Origin of the sequence: Acidobacterium sp. S8 (assembly GCF_009765985.1) — a bacterium.
Taxonomy (GTDB): Bacteria; Acidobacteriota; Terriglobia; order Terriglobales; family Acidobacteriaceae; genus Alloacidobacterium.
Genome location: NZ_LMUM01000026.1, coordinates 118,776 through 136,287, shown reverse-complemented (window position 1 = coordinate 136,287; position 17,512 = coordinate 118,776). Strand labels below are relative to the sequence as shown.

At 53.1% G+C, this 17,512-nt stretch carries 14 protein-coding genes; 6 read left to right on the top strand and 8 right to left on the bottom strand.

Going from position 1 to position 17,512, the window contains the following annotated elements; genetic code table 11:
* Window positions 1–10: 10 nt before the first annotated feature.
* The 4 genes from kdpB to GSQ86_RS09995 all read right to left on the bottom strand — a co-directional run bounded on the left by kdpB (window position 11) and on the right by GSQ86_RS09995 (window position 5,043).
* Window positions 11–2,104, bottom strand: coding sequence for a potassium-transporting ATPase subunit KdpB (gene kdpB, locus GSQ86_RS10010; RefSeq protein WP_158749808.1), 2,094 nt, complete (start codon window positions 2,102–2,104; stop codon window positions 11–13).
* 9 nt (window positions 2,105–2,113) lie between these two features.
* Entirely contained in the window at window positions 2,114–3,889 is a 1,776-nt protein-coding gene (kdpA, locus tag GSQ86_RS10005; RefSeq protein ID WP_158749807.1) for a potassium-transporting ATPase subunit KdpA, read from the bottom strand.
* On the bottom strand, window positions 3,889–3,960 hold the full coding sequence (gene kdpF / locus GSQ86_RS23875; protein ID WP_371720633.1) for a K(+)-transporting ATPase subunit F: 72 nt from the start codon (window positions 3,958–3,960) through the stop codon (window positions 3,889–3,891). The genes kdpA and kdpF overlap by 1 nt, the downstream gene beginning before the upstream one ends.
* A 360-nt stretch (window positions 3,961–4,320) precedes the next feature.
* On the bottom strand, window positions 4,321–5,043 hold the full coding sequence (locus GSQ86_RS09995) for a response regulator transcription factor (protein ID WP_254062283.1): 723 nt from the start codon (window positions 5,041–5,043) through the stop codon (window positions 4,321–4,323).
* A 151-nt stretch (window positions 5,044–5,194) separates the two neighbouring features.
* On the opposite strand from GSQ86_RS09995, the gene GSQ86_RS09990 reads away from it, so the two are divergent.
* Window positions 5,195–6,667 (top strand): ATP-binding protein, encoded by a 1,473-nt coding sequence (locus GSQ86_RS09990; protein WP_158749805.1) that lies wholly within the window; start codon window positions 5,195–5,197, stop codon window positions 6,665–6,667.
* Window positions 6,668–6,679: 12 nt separating this feature from the next.
* Here the strand turns inward: GSQ86_RS09990 and GSQ86_RS09985 are convergent, their stop codons facing one another.
* Entirely contained in the window at window positions 6,680–8,179 is a 1,500-nt protein-coding gene (locus tag GSQ86_RS09985; protein WP_174239955.1) for an outer membrane beta-barrel protein, read from the bottom strand.
* A 421-nt stretch (window positions 8,180–8,600) separates the two neighbouring features.
* Between GSQ86_RS09985 and GSQ86_RS09980 the strand changes: the two genes are divergently transcribed.
* The 3 genes from GSQ86_RS09980 (at window position 8,601) to GSQ86_RS09970 (ending at window position 10,980) form a co-directional block, all read left to right on the top strand.
* A complete protein-coding gene (locus GSQ86_RS09980; RefSeq protein WP_158749803.1) occupies window positions 8,601–8,834 on the top strand; it encodes a hypothetical protein in 234 nt (77 codons plus the stop codon).
* A gap of 49 nt (window positions 8,835–8,883) precedes the next feature.
* Complete coding sequence (locus GSQ86_RS09975) at window positions 8,884–9,561, top strand: metal-dependent transcriptional regulator (protein ID WP_158749802.1); 678 nt, start codon at window positions 8,884–8,886, stop codon at window positions 9,559–9,561.
* A gap of 78 nt (window positions 9,562–9,639) precedes the next feature.
* Window positions 9,640–10,980, top strand: a complete 1,341-nt coding sequence (locus GSQ86_RS09970; RefSeq protein ID WP_158749801.1) for an Nramp family divalent metal transporter — start codon at window positions 9,640–9,642, stop codon at window positions 10,978–10,980.
* Window positions 10,981–11,010: 30 nt separating this feature from the next.
* Here the strand turns inward: GSQ86_RS09970 and GSQ86_RS09965 are convergent, their stop codons facing one another.
* The gene (locus GSQ86_RS09965; protein WP_158749800.1) at window positions 11,011–11,379 is read right to left on the bottom strand and encodes an STAS domain-containing protein; all 369 of its coding nucleotides are present in this window, start codon (window positions 11,377–11,379) and stop codon (window positions 11,011–11,013) included.
* A gap of 80 nt (window positions 11,380–11,459) precedes the next feature.
* Here GSQ86_RS09965 and GSQ86_RS09960 point away from each other — a divergent pair, with 80 nt between their 5' ends.
* Entirely contained in the window at window positions 11,460–13,211 is a 1,752-nt protein-coding gene (locus GSQ86_RS09960; protein WP_158749799.1) for a proline--tRNA ligase, read from the top strand.
* Window positions 13,212–13,513: 302 nt separating this feature from the next.
* Window positions 13,514–15,103 carry a glycoside hydrolase family 28 protein gene (locus GSQ86_RS09955; RefSeq protein ID WP_158749798.1) on the top strand — a complete coding sequence of 530 codons (1,590 nt, stop codon included), beginning with the start codon at window positions 13,514–13,516 and terminating at the stop codon, window positions 15,101–15,103.
* Here the strand turns inward: GSQ86_RS09955 and GSQ86_RS09950 are convergent, their stop codons facing one another.
* Both GSQ86_RS09950 and GSQ86_RS09945 read right to left on the bottom strand, forming a co-directional pair.
* A complete protein-coding gene (locus GSQ86_RS09950; protein ID WP_158749797.1) occupies window positions 15,104–16,375 on the bottom strand; it encodes an oligosaccharide flippase family protein in 1,272 nt (423 codons plus the stop codon).
* Entirely contained in the window at window positions 16,368–17,507 is a 1,140-nt protein-coding gene (locus GSQ86_RS09945; protein ID WP_158749796.1) for a glycosyltransferase, read from the bottom strand. Before GSQ86_RS09945 ends, GSQ86_RS09950 begins: the two co-directional genes overlap by 8 nt.
* Window positions 17,508–17,512: the final 5 nt, after the last annotated feature.

The following is a 17,512-nucleotide window of genomic DNA, read 5'->3' as shown; positions in this document are numbered from 1 at the left end:
AGCTTTGCTCCTAAACCAGATGAACGGCAGTAATGATCAGGTCAATGATCTTGATACCGACAAACGGCGCGATGATGCCGCCAAATCCATAAACCCACAAGTTGCGTTGCAATAGCGCTGCAGCACCGAGCGCTCTGTATTTGACGCCGCGCAGTGCGAGCGGGATGAGCGCAACGATGATGAGCGCATTGAAAATCACCGCCGACAGAATGGCGGATTCGGGAGTGCGCAAATGCATTACGTTGAGCGCATTCAGCACGGGAAATGTACCGGCAAACATCGCAGGGATAATAGCGAAATACTTGGCCACATCATTGGCGATGGAGAATGTCGTCAGGGCGCCACGAGTCATAAGCAGCTGCTTGCCGATCTCGACAATTTCGATCAGCTTGGTAGGATTCGAATCGAGGTCCACCATATTCCCCGCTTCTTTCGCCGCCTGCGTGCCGGTATTCATCGCCACACCTACATCGGCCTGCGCAAGAGCAGGAGCATCATTGGTGCCATCGCCTGTCATGGCAACGAGCTTGCCTTGAGCCTGCTCCCTTTTGATCAGGTCCATCTTGTCTTTGGGCTTGGCTTCGGCCAGAAAATCGTCTACACCTGCTTCGCGCGCAATCGCAGCTGCGGTTAAGGGGTTGTCTCCTGTAATCATGATGGTGCGGATACCCATAGCTCGCAATTGAGCAAACCGCTCTCGCATTCCGCCCTTTACGATGTCTTTCAAGTAAATAACGCCCATCACCTGGTTATTTTTGGCAACGACCAGCGGCGTGCCACCAGAACGCGCGATTGTATCGACAGCGTTGCGAACATCTTTGGAGACGATGCCTCCGCGCTCCTCTACGAATTTCGTGATCGCATCAGCCGAACCCTTCCGGATCTCGGCTCCGCCTATGTTTACGCCGGACATGCGCGTCATCGCGCTGAATGGCACAAACTCCGCATTCAACTCCTCTATGTCGCGTCCCCGCAATCCGTAGCGCTCTTTTGCCAGCACCACGATTGAGCGTCCTTCTGGCGTTTCGTCGGGAAGCGAAGAAAGCTGGGCAGCGTCAGCCAGCTGCTCATTGCTGATTCCTGGCGCTGGTACGAATTCCGCAGCCTGCCGATTGCCGAACGTGATCGTGCCGGTTTTATCAAGCAGAAGAGTGTTGACATCGCCGGCCGCCTCGACCGCGCGGCCACTCATCGCGAGCACATTGTGCTGCACAAGACGATCCATTCCAGCGATACCGATAGCGGACAGCAATCCTCCGATGGTAGTGGGAATCAGGCATACCAGCAGTGATACCAGCACGAATACAGTTTGAGGAGCTTTGGAATAGATGGCGAACGGCTGTAGGGTCACGACAGCAAGAAGAAAGATGACCGTCAATCCTGCCAGCAGAATATTGAGCGCAATTTCATTCGGTGTCTTCTGGCGTTCGGCCCCTTCAACAAGAGCAATCATTCGATCCAGAAAAGTTTCGCCTGGATTCGACGTGATCCTGATCTTCAGATGATCCGAAAGCACCCGTGTTCCCCCCGTTACTGCGGAACGATCGCCTCCCGATTCACGAATCACGGGCGCGGACTCGCCAGTAATCGCCGACTCGTCCACCGAAGCCACGCCGTCAACCACTTCGCCATCGCCGGGGATCAGCTCGCCTGCAATGACGACGACAACGTCGTTGACGCGGAGCTTCGCGCTGGGAATATCTTCGCTTTCTCCATTTGGTAGCAGCTTGTGAGCCGTTGTTTCCGACTTCGCCCGGCGCAGTGTCTCAGCTTGGGCTTTGCCGCGGCCTTCTGCCATTGCCTCGGCAAAGTTAGCGAAGAGAACGGTAAACCAGAGCCATAGCGTAATCTGCAGGTCGAACCCAAACGAGCTGCCATGTGTCTTGAGATCATGAAAGAGAAGAAGTGTCGTCACAACACTTCCGATCTCAACAACAAACATCACCGGGTTGCGCATCATTGTGCGCGGGCTCAGCTTTTTAATCGAATCAACAAGCGCCTGGCGAACGATCCGGCTATCCCAGAGTGATTTCCGGCGTTTATTGGGATGGCCGACAACGGGCTGCGTAATTTTAGTATCAGGAATTGTGGATAGGGTGGCCATATGGATATCTCAAAACGCCTTTCCAGCATGAAGTAACAAGTGCTCGAGCACAGGGCCAAGCGTAAGAGCGGGGAAAAAGGTCAAAGCACCGACAATGAGAATTACGCTCACAAGCAGCACTGTGAAAAGTGGAGTTGTCACCGGAAATGTTCCAGACGATGGTGGGACAACTTTCTTACCAGCCAGATTTCCTGCCACAGCAAGCATGGGCACGATCATGAAAAAGCGGCCAATCAACATCGCCGCTCCAAGGGTGAAGTTATAAAAATGCGTGTTCGCAGAAAGTCCAGCAAATGCGGAGCCATTGTTCCCAGTCGCGGAGGCATAGGCATAGAGAATTTCTGACAGACCGTGCGGACCATTGTTTGTTAAAGCCGTTAATCCGAAGACCGGCGATATCGATGCAAGAGCAGCCAAAATCAAAATCGATAATGGGAATATGAGCACGTAAAGCATGGCCATTTTCACGTCATACGCTTCGATCTTTTTTCCTTGATATTCGGGCGTGCGCCCTACCATCAATCCCGCAATAAAGACGGTCAGGACGACCATGATGAGGATGCCGTACATCCCTGCCCCGACTCCTCCAAACACAACCTCGCCAAGCAGGATATTCACGAGCGGCACCAACCCGCCCAGGGGCATAAACGAATCATGCATGGAGTTCACAGCTCCGCAGCTTGCATCCGTTGTGACGGTGGCGAAGAGCGCCGAGTTGGCGATGCCAAAGCGGACCTCCTTACCCTCCATGTTGCCACCTGCCTGCGCAACAGTTGTTTGCTGATCAACCCCATGCAGTAACGGGTTAGGCTGCGATTCCGCCGAGTACGCAACGATCACGCCAGCAAAGAACAAAACCGCCATCGCCGCGAAGACCGCCCAGCCGTGTCGCGGTGATTTCGTCATCCTGCCAAGTGTCACCGTAAGACCAGCAGGAATGAGAAATATGGAGAGCATCTCTAGCAGGTTGGATAGCGGTGTAGGATTTTCGAATGGATGGGCGCTGTTCGCGTTGAAGAAGCCCCCGCCATTCGTGCCGAGCATCTTAATCGCTTCTTGCGAAGCAACCGGCCCTTGCGCGATTGCCTGTGTGTCGATCACCTGCGTGACCTGCTTCCCATTGCTGTCTGTAGTGGCAGCGGTCTGGGGCTGAATCAATTTCGCAGTGTCGTACGGTCTCAGGTTCTGCACTACACCTTGCGATACAAGCACCAGTCCATAGACAACACAAATAGGAAGCAGAATCCGCATCGTCGCTCTGGTCATATCTACCCAGAAGTTACCGACGGTCTTGCTCTCTCTCCGAGCGATGCCGCGAATAAACACGACGGCGAGCGCCATTCCTACCGCCGCTGACCAGAAATTGTGCGTTGCCAGCCCCACCATCTGAGTGAAGTAGCTCATCGTGGATTCCGGGGTATACGCCTGCCAGTTCGTGTTCGTCGTAAACGAAGATGCCGTATTAAAAGCAAGGTCAGGCGCGACCGCACCAAGCTTCTGCGGATTCCAGGGAAGAATAGTTTGCAGCCGCTGAATCCCGTAGGTAAGCAACATTGTCACGCCACTGAACAGCAGCATCGCAATCCCGTATTCGCTCCACCGCATTTCGCGGGACTCATCCACACCGGTAAGGCGGTAGAGCAATCGCTCAATCGGGCGAAAAAGCGGATCGGCAAATGTGCGTTCACCCTCGAAGACACGTGCCATATAAACCCCAAGAGGTTTCACCATCACGAGGAGGACGCCGAAAAATATAAGAATCTGTAGCCAGCCGCTCCAAGTCATCAGAATTTCTCCGGACGCAGAAGCGCATAAATTAAATACACAAAAAGAAATATCGTTACTGCGAGCAACATAACTGTCTCAATCGTCATGCCTACTTCAACCTTTCACAGGCGCCAATGTATGCGATGGCTAAAGCGAAAAATGCAATCGTCGCAACGGTCAAAACAACGTCCCACATCGTTTCCTCTCCTTAAAAACGGCCTATGCACTTTTCTGCTGGGAAGATCGCGCTATACTTCGGCCGTCATCCTTGGATCGCCTCGAAATAGAGCATGCGCAGACAAACTCGCTAGAATCGCGAGCGCAGATAGTCGACGAGAGAAAGACGGAGACGAGAAGACCAAGCGAAGGCATAAGACATTCACCATAAGCGGTTCGTCTTTAGTTCACTCGATTCGCAATAAAAATTGCGTAGGAAAGTAGTTAAAAAGTTATATAGATGGCTCTTCAGGCGGCTGGCCGGGTTGAAACCGGTAGCCTACCCATGGCTCATTGATGATGTATCTGGGTGTACCTTCAGGTTCAATCTTTTTGCGAAGTGTCGCAACGAGGACGCGCAGAGATTCAGGTTGCTCCATGGCATGCGCACCCCATATAGCTGCGAGCAGTTTGCGGTGCGTCAGCACGCGTTCAGACCGTTGCGCCATGTAAAAAAGTAGATCAAATTCTTTCGGGGAAAGATGAATCTCGCGTCCGGAAACCTCCACGCGACGCTTGTCTAAATCAATATGAAAATCGCCAACTTCAAGAGGAGCCGTTTCTGTTTCCGGCGCAGTCGCTCGCAGCCTTCGCATATTTGCCCGGACGCGAGCGAGCAATTCCTGGATACTGAACGGCTTCGTGACATAATCGTCTGCTCCGGCATCAAGCGCCTTCACCTTCGAGGCTTCCTGATCTTTCACTGAGAGCACCAGGATGGGCACATTGGAGTGTGCCCGTATCTCAATACACAAAGCGATCCCATCCATTCTCGGCATGGCCAGATCGGTAATCACCATATCGGCAGACCAGGTAGCGAGCTTTTCCAGAGCTGAAACTCCATCGCCTGCCGTTTCAACGGCATATCCGTTTGCAATCAGCGATGAGCGCAGCACGCGGGTGATCTGCGGCTCATCGTCGACTACCAGAATCTTCCCTAAGATATCGTTCTGCACTCTGCTGCCTCATTCCTCTTCTGACCATGCGACCTTGATATGACACAGGCATTCTGTATTTCGCTGCTTATAGTTGCACCGCTTGAAAACTGTCTGCCGACTTAATACCCTAATGTGCAGATATAATTTCGCTGTGAACCGGCGATGGCTATTGCATTTTCTGCGTTATCTCTTTGTTACGTGCATAGTTGGATGCGTTGTTCTCGTCTACATCAAAGTTACGCATGTAAATCCAACTACAGTCGCACTCACATTCTTACTCGGAATTCTGTTCGTTGCCAATCGCCTGGGTCTTCGTTATTCAATCTACATGTCGCTCCTCGCGGCCATTGCGTTTAATTTTTTCTTCCTTCCTCCTACTGGAACGTTCACCATTGCAGACTCCCAGAACTGGGTCGCGTTACTCGCATTTCTGACAGCGGGCGTACTGGCAAGCCACCTCTCTGAGCGCGTCAAGCAAGAAGCTCGCGCTGCAAACCAGCGAAGACGGGAAGTTGAGCGCCTTTATGAATTTAGTCAGAAGATGCTGACATCCGACCGTATCTCAGATCTCCTGCAGAACATTCCCGGCTATATCGGCTCGACCTTTCATAACGAAGTCATCGATATCTATCTGCTGGAGACAGATCAGGTCTACGGATCCTCAGATGCGCAGGCGTTCCCACGAGAAGAGCTCCGGGGTGTAGCCATTCGGGCGGAAACGCGTCGCGAAGATAGCACAAACGCTTGCATTGCACCTCTGCTTCTCGGACTTCATTCCATGGGCGCAATCGGAATCAGAGGCAATATCCCGTCGCCGGAAACAATCGACGCACTCGGAAGTTTGATTGCGATTGCTATAGAACGAACCTATACTGCCGAGCGGCTGACCCGCACCGAAGCTGCGCAGGAGAATGAGCGCCTGAGAACCGCGCTGCTGGACTCTGTTACGCATGAGTTACGCACGCCTTTAACAGCCATCACCGCTTCGATCACAAGCTTGCGATCCGGGATGATTCACGACCCGGAGGTAAGGGATGAGATGTTGGCTGTTATCGAAGAAGAAAGCACCCGGCTTAATCACCTCATCGGTCAAGCCGTTGAAATGGCTCAGCTGGACGCACAACAAGTACAGCTGCAATGGCAGCCGCGGCACATAGAAGACGTTATCCAGGAAGCTATTGCGGAATGCCGCGACTTGCTTGAAAGCCACCCGGTAAAAGTCCAGCTTCCTCCTGATCTGCCATCCGTGCCCATGGACACGGATTGGATTCGCAAGGTCCTCCATCATTTGCTTGAGAATGCGGCGAAGTATTCTGAGCCCGGGAAATCTATCTCTATCAGCGCAGAGGTAAAAGACTCGTCCCTCATCACTAGTGTTGCCGACGATGGAGTTGGGATCGATGATGCCGAAAAAATTTTGATCTTCGACAAGTTTTATCGTGGACAAAGCCAGCGTTACCGCGTGCAGGGTACCGGCATGGGACTCGCCATTGTAAAAGCCATCGTGGAAGCACACGGCGGTGAAGTTGCAGTTACCAGCAGGCGCGGCTCGGGTACTATATTTTCCTTTTCTCTGCCGCTGAGCGCCGGCGATCCATTTAAGGACGACCGACGCTCCGCTACCGCGCGTCGTACACGATAGTAGGTTTCCAAATTAAAACTTCACGAGGATTGCACCTGTCACGCGGTTCTCGCTATTCCGCAGGTCTGGAGCCCAGCCTGGCAACAACGAACCCGGCGCGCCAGTATTGCCTCCTGGCGGTGTGACGCCGCCAGGCCCTGCGAAGTATGGCACATTCGCCGCACGATGGTCATACTCGAGTCGCCATGTGAAGTATTGGCTTGGCATATAGTCCACCGTTGCCGACGCGTCCCAGGCTTTGAACTGATCACCCGGGTTTTCGGTGAAATAGGGAGTACCCGAAGTAGCGGTGGCACCGTTAATCGGCGGTAGCAAAACGAGATACCTACCCGGATTGTTGATTCTCCCTCCACCGAGCGTTAGGCCGAATAAATCTTTATCGAACCAGAGCCGGTTGTAGAGCATAAAGCCGAGGAAGCTCTGCTTCGGTCCCTTGGCCGAGTTGCCTGCACAGCTCACGCCCGTGCCGGCTTGCGCATCGCCACCATGCTCGCAACCGGCATCGCCTGTTAATGAGAATGCAGCTTTGCTGAGACGAGTGGAAGTCGGATCGTCATAATACTTGTACTGGATGCTGTCGTCGGTGTGATACCGCACGCGGCCTTTTACACCTAACGCGTCCTCGCCCAAAGCATATTGATTTCCCAGAATCGATAGCTTTCCATTGGGACGCCACAAAATTTGACCACCAATGCCCGGTCGATTGTTGAACCGCCCATAAGACTGCCAGCCGTTCACGAACCATGGCTCGATCTTCAGCTTGTCCGAGAGAAAGATCTGCGTGCGAACGCCGGTAAAAAACCATGGTGTGTTAGAAGACACATAAGACGGCTGATAAGCCCAGTTGTCGAAGTTATAGTAGCTGAATAGTCCCACATAAGACATGAAGATACCGGCATCCACGTTAATTCCGTGGAGCGCATCGAAGTGATAGCCACCATAAGCTTCTGAAAGATATCGATACGCATCGGCAAGATTCCATTGGCCGCGCGAATAGCTCGAATCGTTCCGCGGTGTCGTCGTAGAGTACATACCGAACTGCGTCATAAACCTGGCACGCACATTGTCGTAATGGAAATCTCCGCCGACCCCCATCTGTGTCAGTTGTACCTCATTTGCGCGAAACACTTCGCTCGATCCAGAAATCGTGTCATCCTGCGGGTGACGGAAGTCATAGGTGTAGTCCACATCCGCGCGAATTTCCGGGGTGAAGAACTTCGAATCGAAGGCAGGCTCTTTCGTGCGCGGATTTCCATTCAGCCACGTGAAATCGGCAAATGCAAAAGGTTCGGCCTTAGCCGTCGAAGCTGTCTGGCTCTCCGGTTTTGCAGCCGATGTGGATGTGCTGGCTGATTTCGAAGATGTCGATCCAACGACCGAAACACCGCCTGTCGCCAATAACGTTTCGCGTGATGCCTGCAAATCCGCAGCAGCAGCGGCGGGATTTGCATCGCTGCCTACGCTTGATTCAGCTTTGATTTGGGCCTCAAGCTGTTCGATTCTGTGCCGCATCGCACCCAGCTCTTGCAACAAAGCCGCGTTGGAAACGGATGATGAACTACCAGCGGATGTCTCGGATTCGGAAACCGCTGTCTTTTGTTTTTCCTGTCCATCCGCGCAATAGGCAAATAATATCAAAGAACCAATTGCCATCGGCACGACGCCGGCCTTCGACCTGGAACAAACAAATGTAAACAACCGTATAAAGAAGTTCCCCTGCATGATTCCCTTTCAGCTGCACCGGGTTCACTGCCACTCAAACCCTCAGGCAGACTTTTCAGGCTATGTGTGACTACATAAAGAAGTGCGAAGGGAATCATTAAGAACTTATAAAGTCGGGGCGAATACGCTCACTACAACTCGAGGCAGACATTTATACCTTTTTTATGGCGGCTATCTTCTAATGAGCCCAGCGATGGAGGAAATCATTCTGATGGGTACATTTCGGACCTGCAGACCACTACTTGTAGAAGCCGTTCAATCTAAGGAAGCAAAGACGATCGCAACCGATCTTGGATTCAGTTCTGTAAAGGTGGGAGACTGGATCGTGCGTGGAGAAGATGGAGAGTGTTACATTCTCGACGACGCTTTTTTTCAACGGACATTCACTCCCATCCAGACCTATCCGTGGGAGCGCAATGACGAGGGCAGGCACTACGGTTCCTGACGCTACGCACTGGCAAATGGCCAGGCCAGGTGATTAGTATGAAGCAACAATGAAAGAAACAATCACCATATCCAAGGAAGATTATTTGAAGGCCATCCTCGAGGCCGAATCCGAGGGTCAAAGCGTCCTTCCAGTCACCTTGGCCCATTGGCTTTCAGTTTCACCACCTGCCGTGACCATGGCCTTAAAACGCCTGAAAAGGGATGCCTTCATCGACGTCAAGTCCGACGGGGTGGTGCGCTTGACCGCGAAGGGACGTGAGGCTGCTTATCATACCGCTCTTCGCCATCATTTGATCGAGCGCATGCTTTCAGAAATTTTTCACATGGACTGGTATCAGATCCACGATGAAGCAGAGCGTCTGGAACACGCCGTTTCGCCGCAATTCGAGGCCAAACTGATCGAAAAACTGGGCGACAAGGGCACCTGCCCTCACGGCAATTCAGTACTGCCGGAGAGTCCCGCACAGCGAAGAAAGAAAGCCCTTATTCCGCTTTCTGAGGCTCAGGAGGGCGCCGACTACGTTGTGGCCAGCCTGTATGAGCGCGACCCTAAACTCCTGCTTTTTCTGCATCGATCCGGCATCGGTCCCCAAACCCAGCTTCGCGTGATTACTCATAACTACGACGAGACCGTCGGGATTGAAACTCTCGCCGGTCCAGCGATCCTTGGAAAGCCCGCGGCGGAAAAGGTTTGGGTCAGGCGCAGATCAGGCAAGCAATTATGAATAAATTTTTTAATTAACCAGAGTTAATTACTATGACATACTTAAGCTAACAGGTATTTTCGCCTGCTCAGCCTACGTATGCAGACAGCAAGGTCGGCCGAATCCGTTTCTGCCGCATCAGACCGGCCCTCAATGCCGGATATGCATGCGAGCGTGCGACTTACGTCATCTCCTCAATTCTGGCGCCGCATGCTGGGTTTCATCGGGCCAGGCTTCCTCGTTTCTGTGGGATACATGGACCCAGGCAACTGGGCCACAGATCTCGCTGCCGGCTCACATTACGGCTATACCCTGCTTTTTGTCATCATGGTCTCCAATCTGATGGCCATTCTGCTGCAAAGCCTCTCTCTCAAACTTGGCATCGTTACCGGCAGAGACCTGGCGCAGGCATGTCGCGAACGCTATAGTAAACCCGTCTCCGTTGCACTCTGGCTCTTCGCCGAAATTGCAATCGCCGCCTGCGATCTGGCCGAGGTCATTGGATCCGCCATTGCATTGCAGTTACTTTTTGGCATCCCTCTCATTGCAGGCGTCATTATTACCAGCCTCGATGTGCTGATGATCCTGCTGCTCGAGAATCGCGGCTTTCGCTATCTTGAAGCTTTCGTCATCGTGCTGATTGGCACGATTGCGACGCTGTTTGCAATTGAAACCTTCCTCTCGCGGCCGGCATGGCATAGCGTCTTTTTTCATCTCGTCGTCCCATCGTCATCCATGGTTACCAACCCCGCGATGCTGTATATCGCTATCAGTATCCTTGGCGCGACCGTAATGCCGCACAATCTCTACCTGCACTCATCCATCGTGCAGACCAGAGACTATGAGAGAACTCCCTGGGGCAAGCGCGAGGCTCTTCGCTTTGCGAACATCGATTCGGCCGTAGCTCTCACCTTTGCGCTTTTCGTAAATGCAGCAATCCTTATCGTGGCGGCTGCCGTCTTTCACCGCAGCGGGCACACTCAGGTCGCAGAGATCGAAGATGCCTACAAGCTGCTCACTCCCCTGCTCGGCTTTGGTGGCGCCAGCCTGATGTTCGCTCTCGCCCTGCTTGCTTCCGGGCAGAACTCGACCATTACCGGGACGCTAGCCGGACAGATCGTGATGGAAGGCTTTCTCGAAATACGGCTCCCAAGCTGGCTTCGCCGACTCATCACGCGCTCGGCGGCTATCATCCCCACCGTCATCGTCACTGCTTTCTACGGAACACGTGGAACGTCGAATCTGCTCATTCTTAGTCAGGTCATTCTCAGCATGCAGCTAAGTTTTGCCGTCTTTCCGCTGGTCGCCCTCACCAGCGACCGAAGGAAAATGGGTGAGTTCTCAAACAAACGTTGGCTGATCGCGCTCAGCTACTCAGTAGCTGTCTTCATTGCCGGGCTGAATGGCTGGCTGCTGATTGCCACATTTCGCAGTCACTGAAAATGTGCGCGCAAGATGAAAGATTCGACATTAAGAATGTGCGCTGGCCGACTTCTTCAACAGTTCCAGGGCGTGATCCACATCATCCGCAATCGTAATCAGCTTGTCCACGTTGGTAAGTTTGAACAATTCGACGACTCTGTAGTTCAATCCGCAAACGACAAGCTTGCAGCCACTCCTCTGGCACGAAACATAGAAATTGATAATCGCGCCCATGCCGCCTGAGTCCATGTAGGGTACGCCCAGCATTTCAAGGATGGTTACTGCCCAGGCGCCGTTGCGAAGCTCTTGCTGGAAAATAAAGAGGTTATTGACCGTTAACGGACCCTGTAAACCGATCACCCGTACGCCGGGAAGATCGATCGCGACCGTTTCCACTAAGAGTGGGTCGTATTCCATATTGAAGAACCCCTGAGGACGCTGCAGTTAGAATAGAAGCTTACGCCCGACTCTCACTATCAGGAAAGCGCAAAGTACGCATGCATCGTTGGTCGAAGCTTTTTGTTCCTACCCTCCGCGAGGCTCCGGCAGATGCCGAAGTCGCCAGCCATAAGTTCCTCGTCCGCTCCGGATACATCCGGCAACTCGGCGCGGGAATTTATTCTTACCTGTTTCTCGGACAGCGCTCTATCAACAAAATCGTCGGTATCGTGCGCGAAGAGATGGACAAGATTGGCCAGGAATTTCTCCTGCCCGGCATTCTGCCTTCAGAAGTCTGGGAGCAGAGCGGACGCTGGAACACGATGGGCCAGAACATGTTCCGTCTGCAGGATCGCAAGGGCGCACCGCTATGCCTCGGTATGACTCACGAGGAAGTCATGACCGATATCGCGCGCAAAGAGCTGCGCAGCTACAAACAGCTGCCTCAGATCTGGTATCAGATTCAGACCAAATTTCGCGATGAGCCCCGGCCAAAGGCCGGCTTGCTGCGTGTACGCCAATTCATTATGAAGGACAGCTATTCCTTCGATATCGATGCCGCTGGACTCGACAAGAGTTTTGATCTGCACGATGCGGTATACCGCGCCATCTTCTCCCGTTGTGGCCTCAGTTTCATCGCCGTGGAAGCCGATTCCGGCGCCATGGGAGGCACACAGTCACAGGAATTCATGGTGTACACCGATGCGGGCGAAGATCTCATCGTGAGCTGTCCGAAATGCCATTACGCGGCGAACCTCGAAAAGGCTACATCGCAGCTGGCTCCTGTTTCGGAGCTTCCTCCCACCGGTGATGGTAAGCCGGAGCTGGTTTCGACACCCGGCATTGCCGTAGTTGCCGATGTCGCAAAGTTCTTCAATATCTCCGAAGCAAGCGACATTAAGTGCGTCGCCTACATGGCAGAAACAAAATATCCGAAAGGTAAGGCCGTTTGGAGTCCGGTCGTAGTCTTCCTGCGCGGTGACCATCAGGTGAATGAGACCAAGCTGCTCGGGCTTATTAAGGCCGCCGAACTTCGTCCGATGCAGCCCGAGGAACTCGAGCGATACATCCACGGTCCAGCCGGCTTCTTAGGACCGATCGGATTAACTCCGGCCAAGGCCTTGGGCGAGGATGGAGTTGCTGTCATTCTAGATCTCGCTCTCGAAGGCCGCGAAAATATGGTGAGCGGCGCAAATAAGCTCGATTACCACTACCGCAATGTCAGCCCGGGACGCGACTTCACCTGGACGATCGCAGCGGATGTGCGCAATGTGGTCGAAGGCGAAAGTTGTCCGCAGTGCGGCTCACCTCTCAAGGTGGCAAAGGCTGTCGAAATCGGACACATCTTCAAGCTTGGGTATCGCTATACCCAGATCATGGGAGCACGCGTCCTCGATCCGAATGGCAAGGAAGTCACTCCCATCATGGGCAGCTACGGCATCGGTATTGAACGTATCCTTACCGCCTCCATCGAGCAGAGTCATGATGCAAACGGCTTCTGGCTGCCGCGTTCGATCGCGCCTTTTGAAGTCGTCGTAACCGTAACTAACGTGACTGACTCGAATCTCCTCTCCACCGGCGAGCGCATCGCTGCCGATCTCGAAGCTGCTGGCTTCGACGTCCTGCTCGATGATCGCGATGAACGCGCTGGTGTGAAATTCAAGGATGCGGACCTGATCGGCATCCCTTATCGGATCAACGTCGGCAAGAAAGCTGCGGAAGGTAAAGTGGAACTAGTAACCCGCGCCAAGGCCTCGAGCGAAGATATCGAGATCGCCAACGTTGTTTCCACGTTGCAAGAAGCGCTTTAGATCAAGACCGATTTTCCAGAGCGGAGGAATGAATGTTCCTCCGCTTTTATTTTTCCAGATCATTTGCCGAGATGATGTAGTCAACGAGAGGAGAACCGTTTTTCTTCGCCGCAGGCGAAGAAAAACCTGCCCATGCTGGTTTGAGATTTTTTCTTCCTCTGGTCATCAAATGACGAAAGTCTAAGAAAAATGATCTATAACTACCAGCCCGTAGCCCTGTTAAACAACTACGATAGCTGGCCGTTCATCGCCGCCATAGTGTATCGTGTGTGCTAAGAGGTCAGACCACTTCAGGAAGTCTCATGGAACAACTTCGCCGCGATTTATTGAAGTACGCCACCGTCGGAGCCGCCGGAATCATTGCGCCCTTAAAGCTCGGAGCTCAACCGGCCTCCCACCTTCCCAGCGGCGCTATCTATGATGTCCGCGCTTTCGGCGCTACCGGAGACGGCAAGACCATCGACTCGCCGGCGATCAACCGCGCTATCGACGCAGCTGCAGCGGCGGGCGGCGGCACCGTGGTCTTCACGGCGGGCAGTTACAATTCTTTTTCTATTCGGCTAAAGAGCAACGTGGCGCTCCGCCTTCTGCAAGGATCGACAATCGTCGCCGCGGACACTCCTGCAAACGGCAATGATGGCTATGACGCAGCGGAATCCAATGTGCCGTGGGAAAACTATCAGGACTATGGCCATAATCACTGGCACAACAGTCTGATCTGGGGCGAAGGACTGCACGACATCACCATCGATGGCCCCGGACTCATCTGGGGCAAAGGGCTCAGTCGTGGCTGGAGCAAGGAACAGCCTCTAGCCGAATCTTCGCGCATCGGCAATAAAGCGATTGCGCTCAAGAACTGCCGGAATATTATCTTGCGCGATTTCTCCGTTCTCAAAGGCGGCCATTTCGGCATTCTCGCGACCGGCGTCGATAACCTGACTATCGATAATCTGAAGATCGACACTGATCGCGATGGTATGGACATCGACTGCTGCAAAAATGTTCGCGTATCGAACTGCACCGTCAATTCGCCGTGGGATGACGCTATCTGCCCTAAAAGTTCTTACGCACTGGGTTACGCCCGCGCTACAGAAAATGTAACGATCACGAATTGTTATGTCACCGGCTGCTATGAGCTCGGAACCGTACTCGATGGCACCTTTAAGAAATTTCCTCCCGATGCTCACGTGCCGCGGACAGGCCGAATCAAATGCGGTACGGAATCGAATGGCGGTTTCAAAAATATTACCGTTTCCAACTGCGTATTTGAAGGCTGTAACGGCATTGCCCTGGAAAGCGAAGACGGAGCGCTGCTTGAAGATATCGCCTTTACCAACATCACCATGCGCGACATCAGCGAATCCCCGATCTTCATTCGTCTTGGTAGCAGGATGCGCGGGCCGCAAGGTGTTCCGATTGGTGACTGCCGCCGCATCATTCTCAGCAATATCGTCAGTTACAATTCCGCATCGAAATATGCCGCCATCATCAGTGGCATCCCCGATCATCCAATTACAGATATGAAAGTCAGCAACGTCTACCTGCATCATCAGGGTGGAGGAACGGCAGAAATGGCCGCGATGCAACCTCCCGAGAGCGAAGCCGGATACCCTGATCCTCATATGTTCGGGCCGATGCCTGCGCATGGCTTCTTTATTCGGCACGTGAACAACATTGAACTGATAAATGTAGAGATCGCATCAGCGACACCGGATGCTCGCCCTGCTTTTGTGCTCGATTCAGTTACAGATGCCGACTTCTTCCGAATCAAGGTACCAGCAGATAGTCATCAACAGGCCTTCCGCCTGAAGAACACCACGAACTTCCGCGTCTTTGGCAGCCCAAAGATTAAAGATAAGGTTCTCGAAACTGCTACTTCTGAGGAGTTTTAGTCAGGCGGTCTCCGTCAGGACGGATCGATCATCTTCTCTTAGCTGCAAATATTTAACAATCACCCAGGCTGCGGCTGCAAGCGAGCCATCTGTCAAAAGGCTCGCCGCAGCCGCTCCTCGCCATGACCACTTTGGAATGAGTACAAGATTGAGCAGCAAGTTGAAGATCGCTGCTCCGGCCTGCGTGGCAGTTCGATACCATTGCGAAGCCGATCCGGTAATCGTTGTGCCCCATGCGTAATGCAGGCCGCGGATCAAAGGCAGAAGGCAAAGCCATCGCATGGCTTCTACAGCCCCTGCAAACGACGCGCCGAAACAATATGGCAGCAGAGGCGAAGCTGCAAAAAGCGCGAGAGCAATTGCAATCCCGTAGGGCACAGTCTTCCCCAGCAATCGATTCGCCAGTATCGAAGCATGCGCGATACCGCGTTCTCCTTCGCGAAAAAAATGAGGCGAAGCTGCCGTATAAATCGCATAAATCGGAACGCTCGCAACGTCGATGATTCGATACGCAGCCGAATAAATACCAGCCGCATATAGATCTCCCCTTCCCGCCAGGATGCTTTTGTCTATGTCGTTGTAGATAGAAACAGATGAACTCGAAAGTGAAAAGCTGAGCCCATCGGTCAGATCATGCAAGCGAATCATCTCGAACCGCGGCCACCCCAGGCGTGCTGCAACCAATCTGAAGGCGACGACTGCCGTCACCAGCGAGGACAACCAATAAATTTTTGTCCACAGAAAAGCTGTCGCATGTACATGTGTGACTCGGGCGAATAGATACAGGCCGAGAGCGGCGACGGTGCGAAGGATGCTGGTGAGTGCGGTAAGGCGTGCAGTCTCACCAATCTCTCCAGCTCCCTGAAACGCTCTGCTCGAAAGTATGACCAGCTTTCCTAACAACGCGTCTGATAACGCTATATATGGAATAAGTGGCCGAAGCTCTGCTTTGAGAACAAATCGGCCAAGCAGCAAAGCGAACGCGAGAACAAGGAAGAAGCCGCAGGTGCTTATCTGCAGCGCGTTGCCCCATGTGGTGCGAAACGATTCGCGTGATCGACTGATATTGCGTACCAGTATCATCTCCATGCCGAGGCTACTGAATTGACTCAGCGCGTTGATGAGTGCCACGACACCTGCAAATGCCCCATACTCATAGCTGCCGAGTGTACGGCCGATCAGCAGAAAATATATGGCCTGAAAAGCAAGCGAGATGCCTTGGCCAGAAGCCATCCATAACGTATGCCTTCGCAGACTGATATTTTCAGCCACGATGACTCTCAATCAGTTCCTCGTATTTGTCTTCCAATAGCTTTGTCTGGGAGAAAAGATCAAACATTGACTCGACCCATTCTCTCCCCGTCTTGCTCGCCTTGCACCATGCGTCGTCGTTGTTCAGAAGGAAAAGAATCTGTTCGGCAAGTGTTGCTATGTCTCTTTCCCGGGGCAAAGACTTCCGGCGCTCCGGAGGAAACGCCTCTGTAACTCCTTCCGTGGCAAATGCAACCACTGGCAGTCCTGCCGACTGGGCTTCGCAAAGAACGGTAGGTAGTCCCTCTGAATCGCCGTTCACAGCACGTACACTGGGCGCTGCAAGCACGCGCGCCTCGCTCATCCATTGCCTGACAACTTCATGCTCTTGAGCACCAAGAAAAAGAGCATCTACACCGCAGCGCGCTGCCTCTAGTTCTAAAGAGTTGCGCAGAGGGCCGTCGCCAATCATCACCAGTCTTGCCTGTGGATTTACATGATTTACAAGGGACATTGCGCGGATGAGGTAGCTCGCCCCCTTCTTCTCAACCAGCCTGCCCACAAAAAGCACGGTATTGTTTTCGCGCGAGCTTGGCCGGCGTTGTCGTTCTTTCAGGTCGACGCCTATGTGATGTACATATAACTTGTCCTCGGGAAATCCTAGAGCCAATGCTTGCTGCTTCACATGCTTGGATACACAGAGAAATAAATGGGCGTACCTCTTGAGAGCTGCCATGCGCCGCATATAGCAACGGACCGTTGGCCAGCTTTTCCACTCGTTCGCGGCACACGTCACATCGTAGCCATGCAATGTAACGATCAAAGGTACAGACAAATCTTTCGCAATCGGCAGTACTGCGGCAGCATCCACAGCAAAGTGCGCATGTACCAGTTCCGGGTTTCGCGCTGCGATGCCTTCTGAGAACGCCCTGGCGAGGCCAGTACGAAGAAATACTCTACGTTTGAACTTATTCCGCAAGGATTCGGAATTCGACAACGTCAGAACGCTGGCGCCTCGCATATCCAAGCCGCTGTCAATCCGTCTCAATCCGGCAAAAACAGGCGTAAATCTTTGGAGTACGCCAGCTTGCGCACGAATAAATGTCTCTGATGCCGGCAACAATTCGTTGCGATAGATCAACACTGTTCTCACCCTCT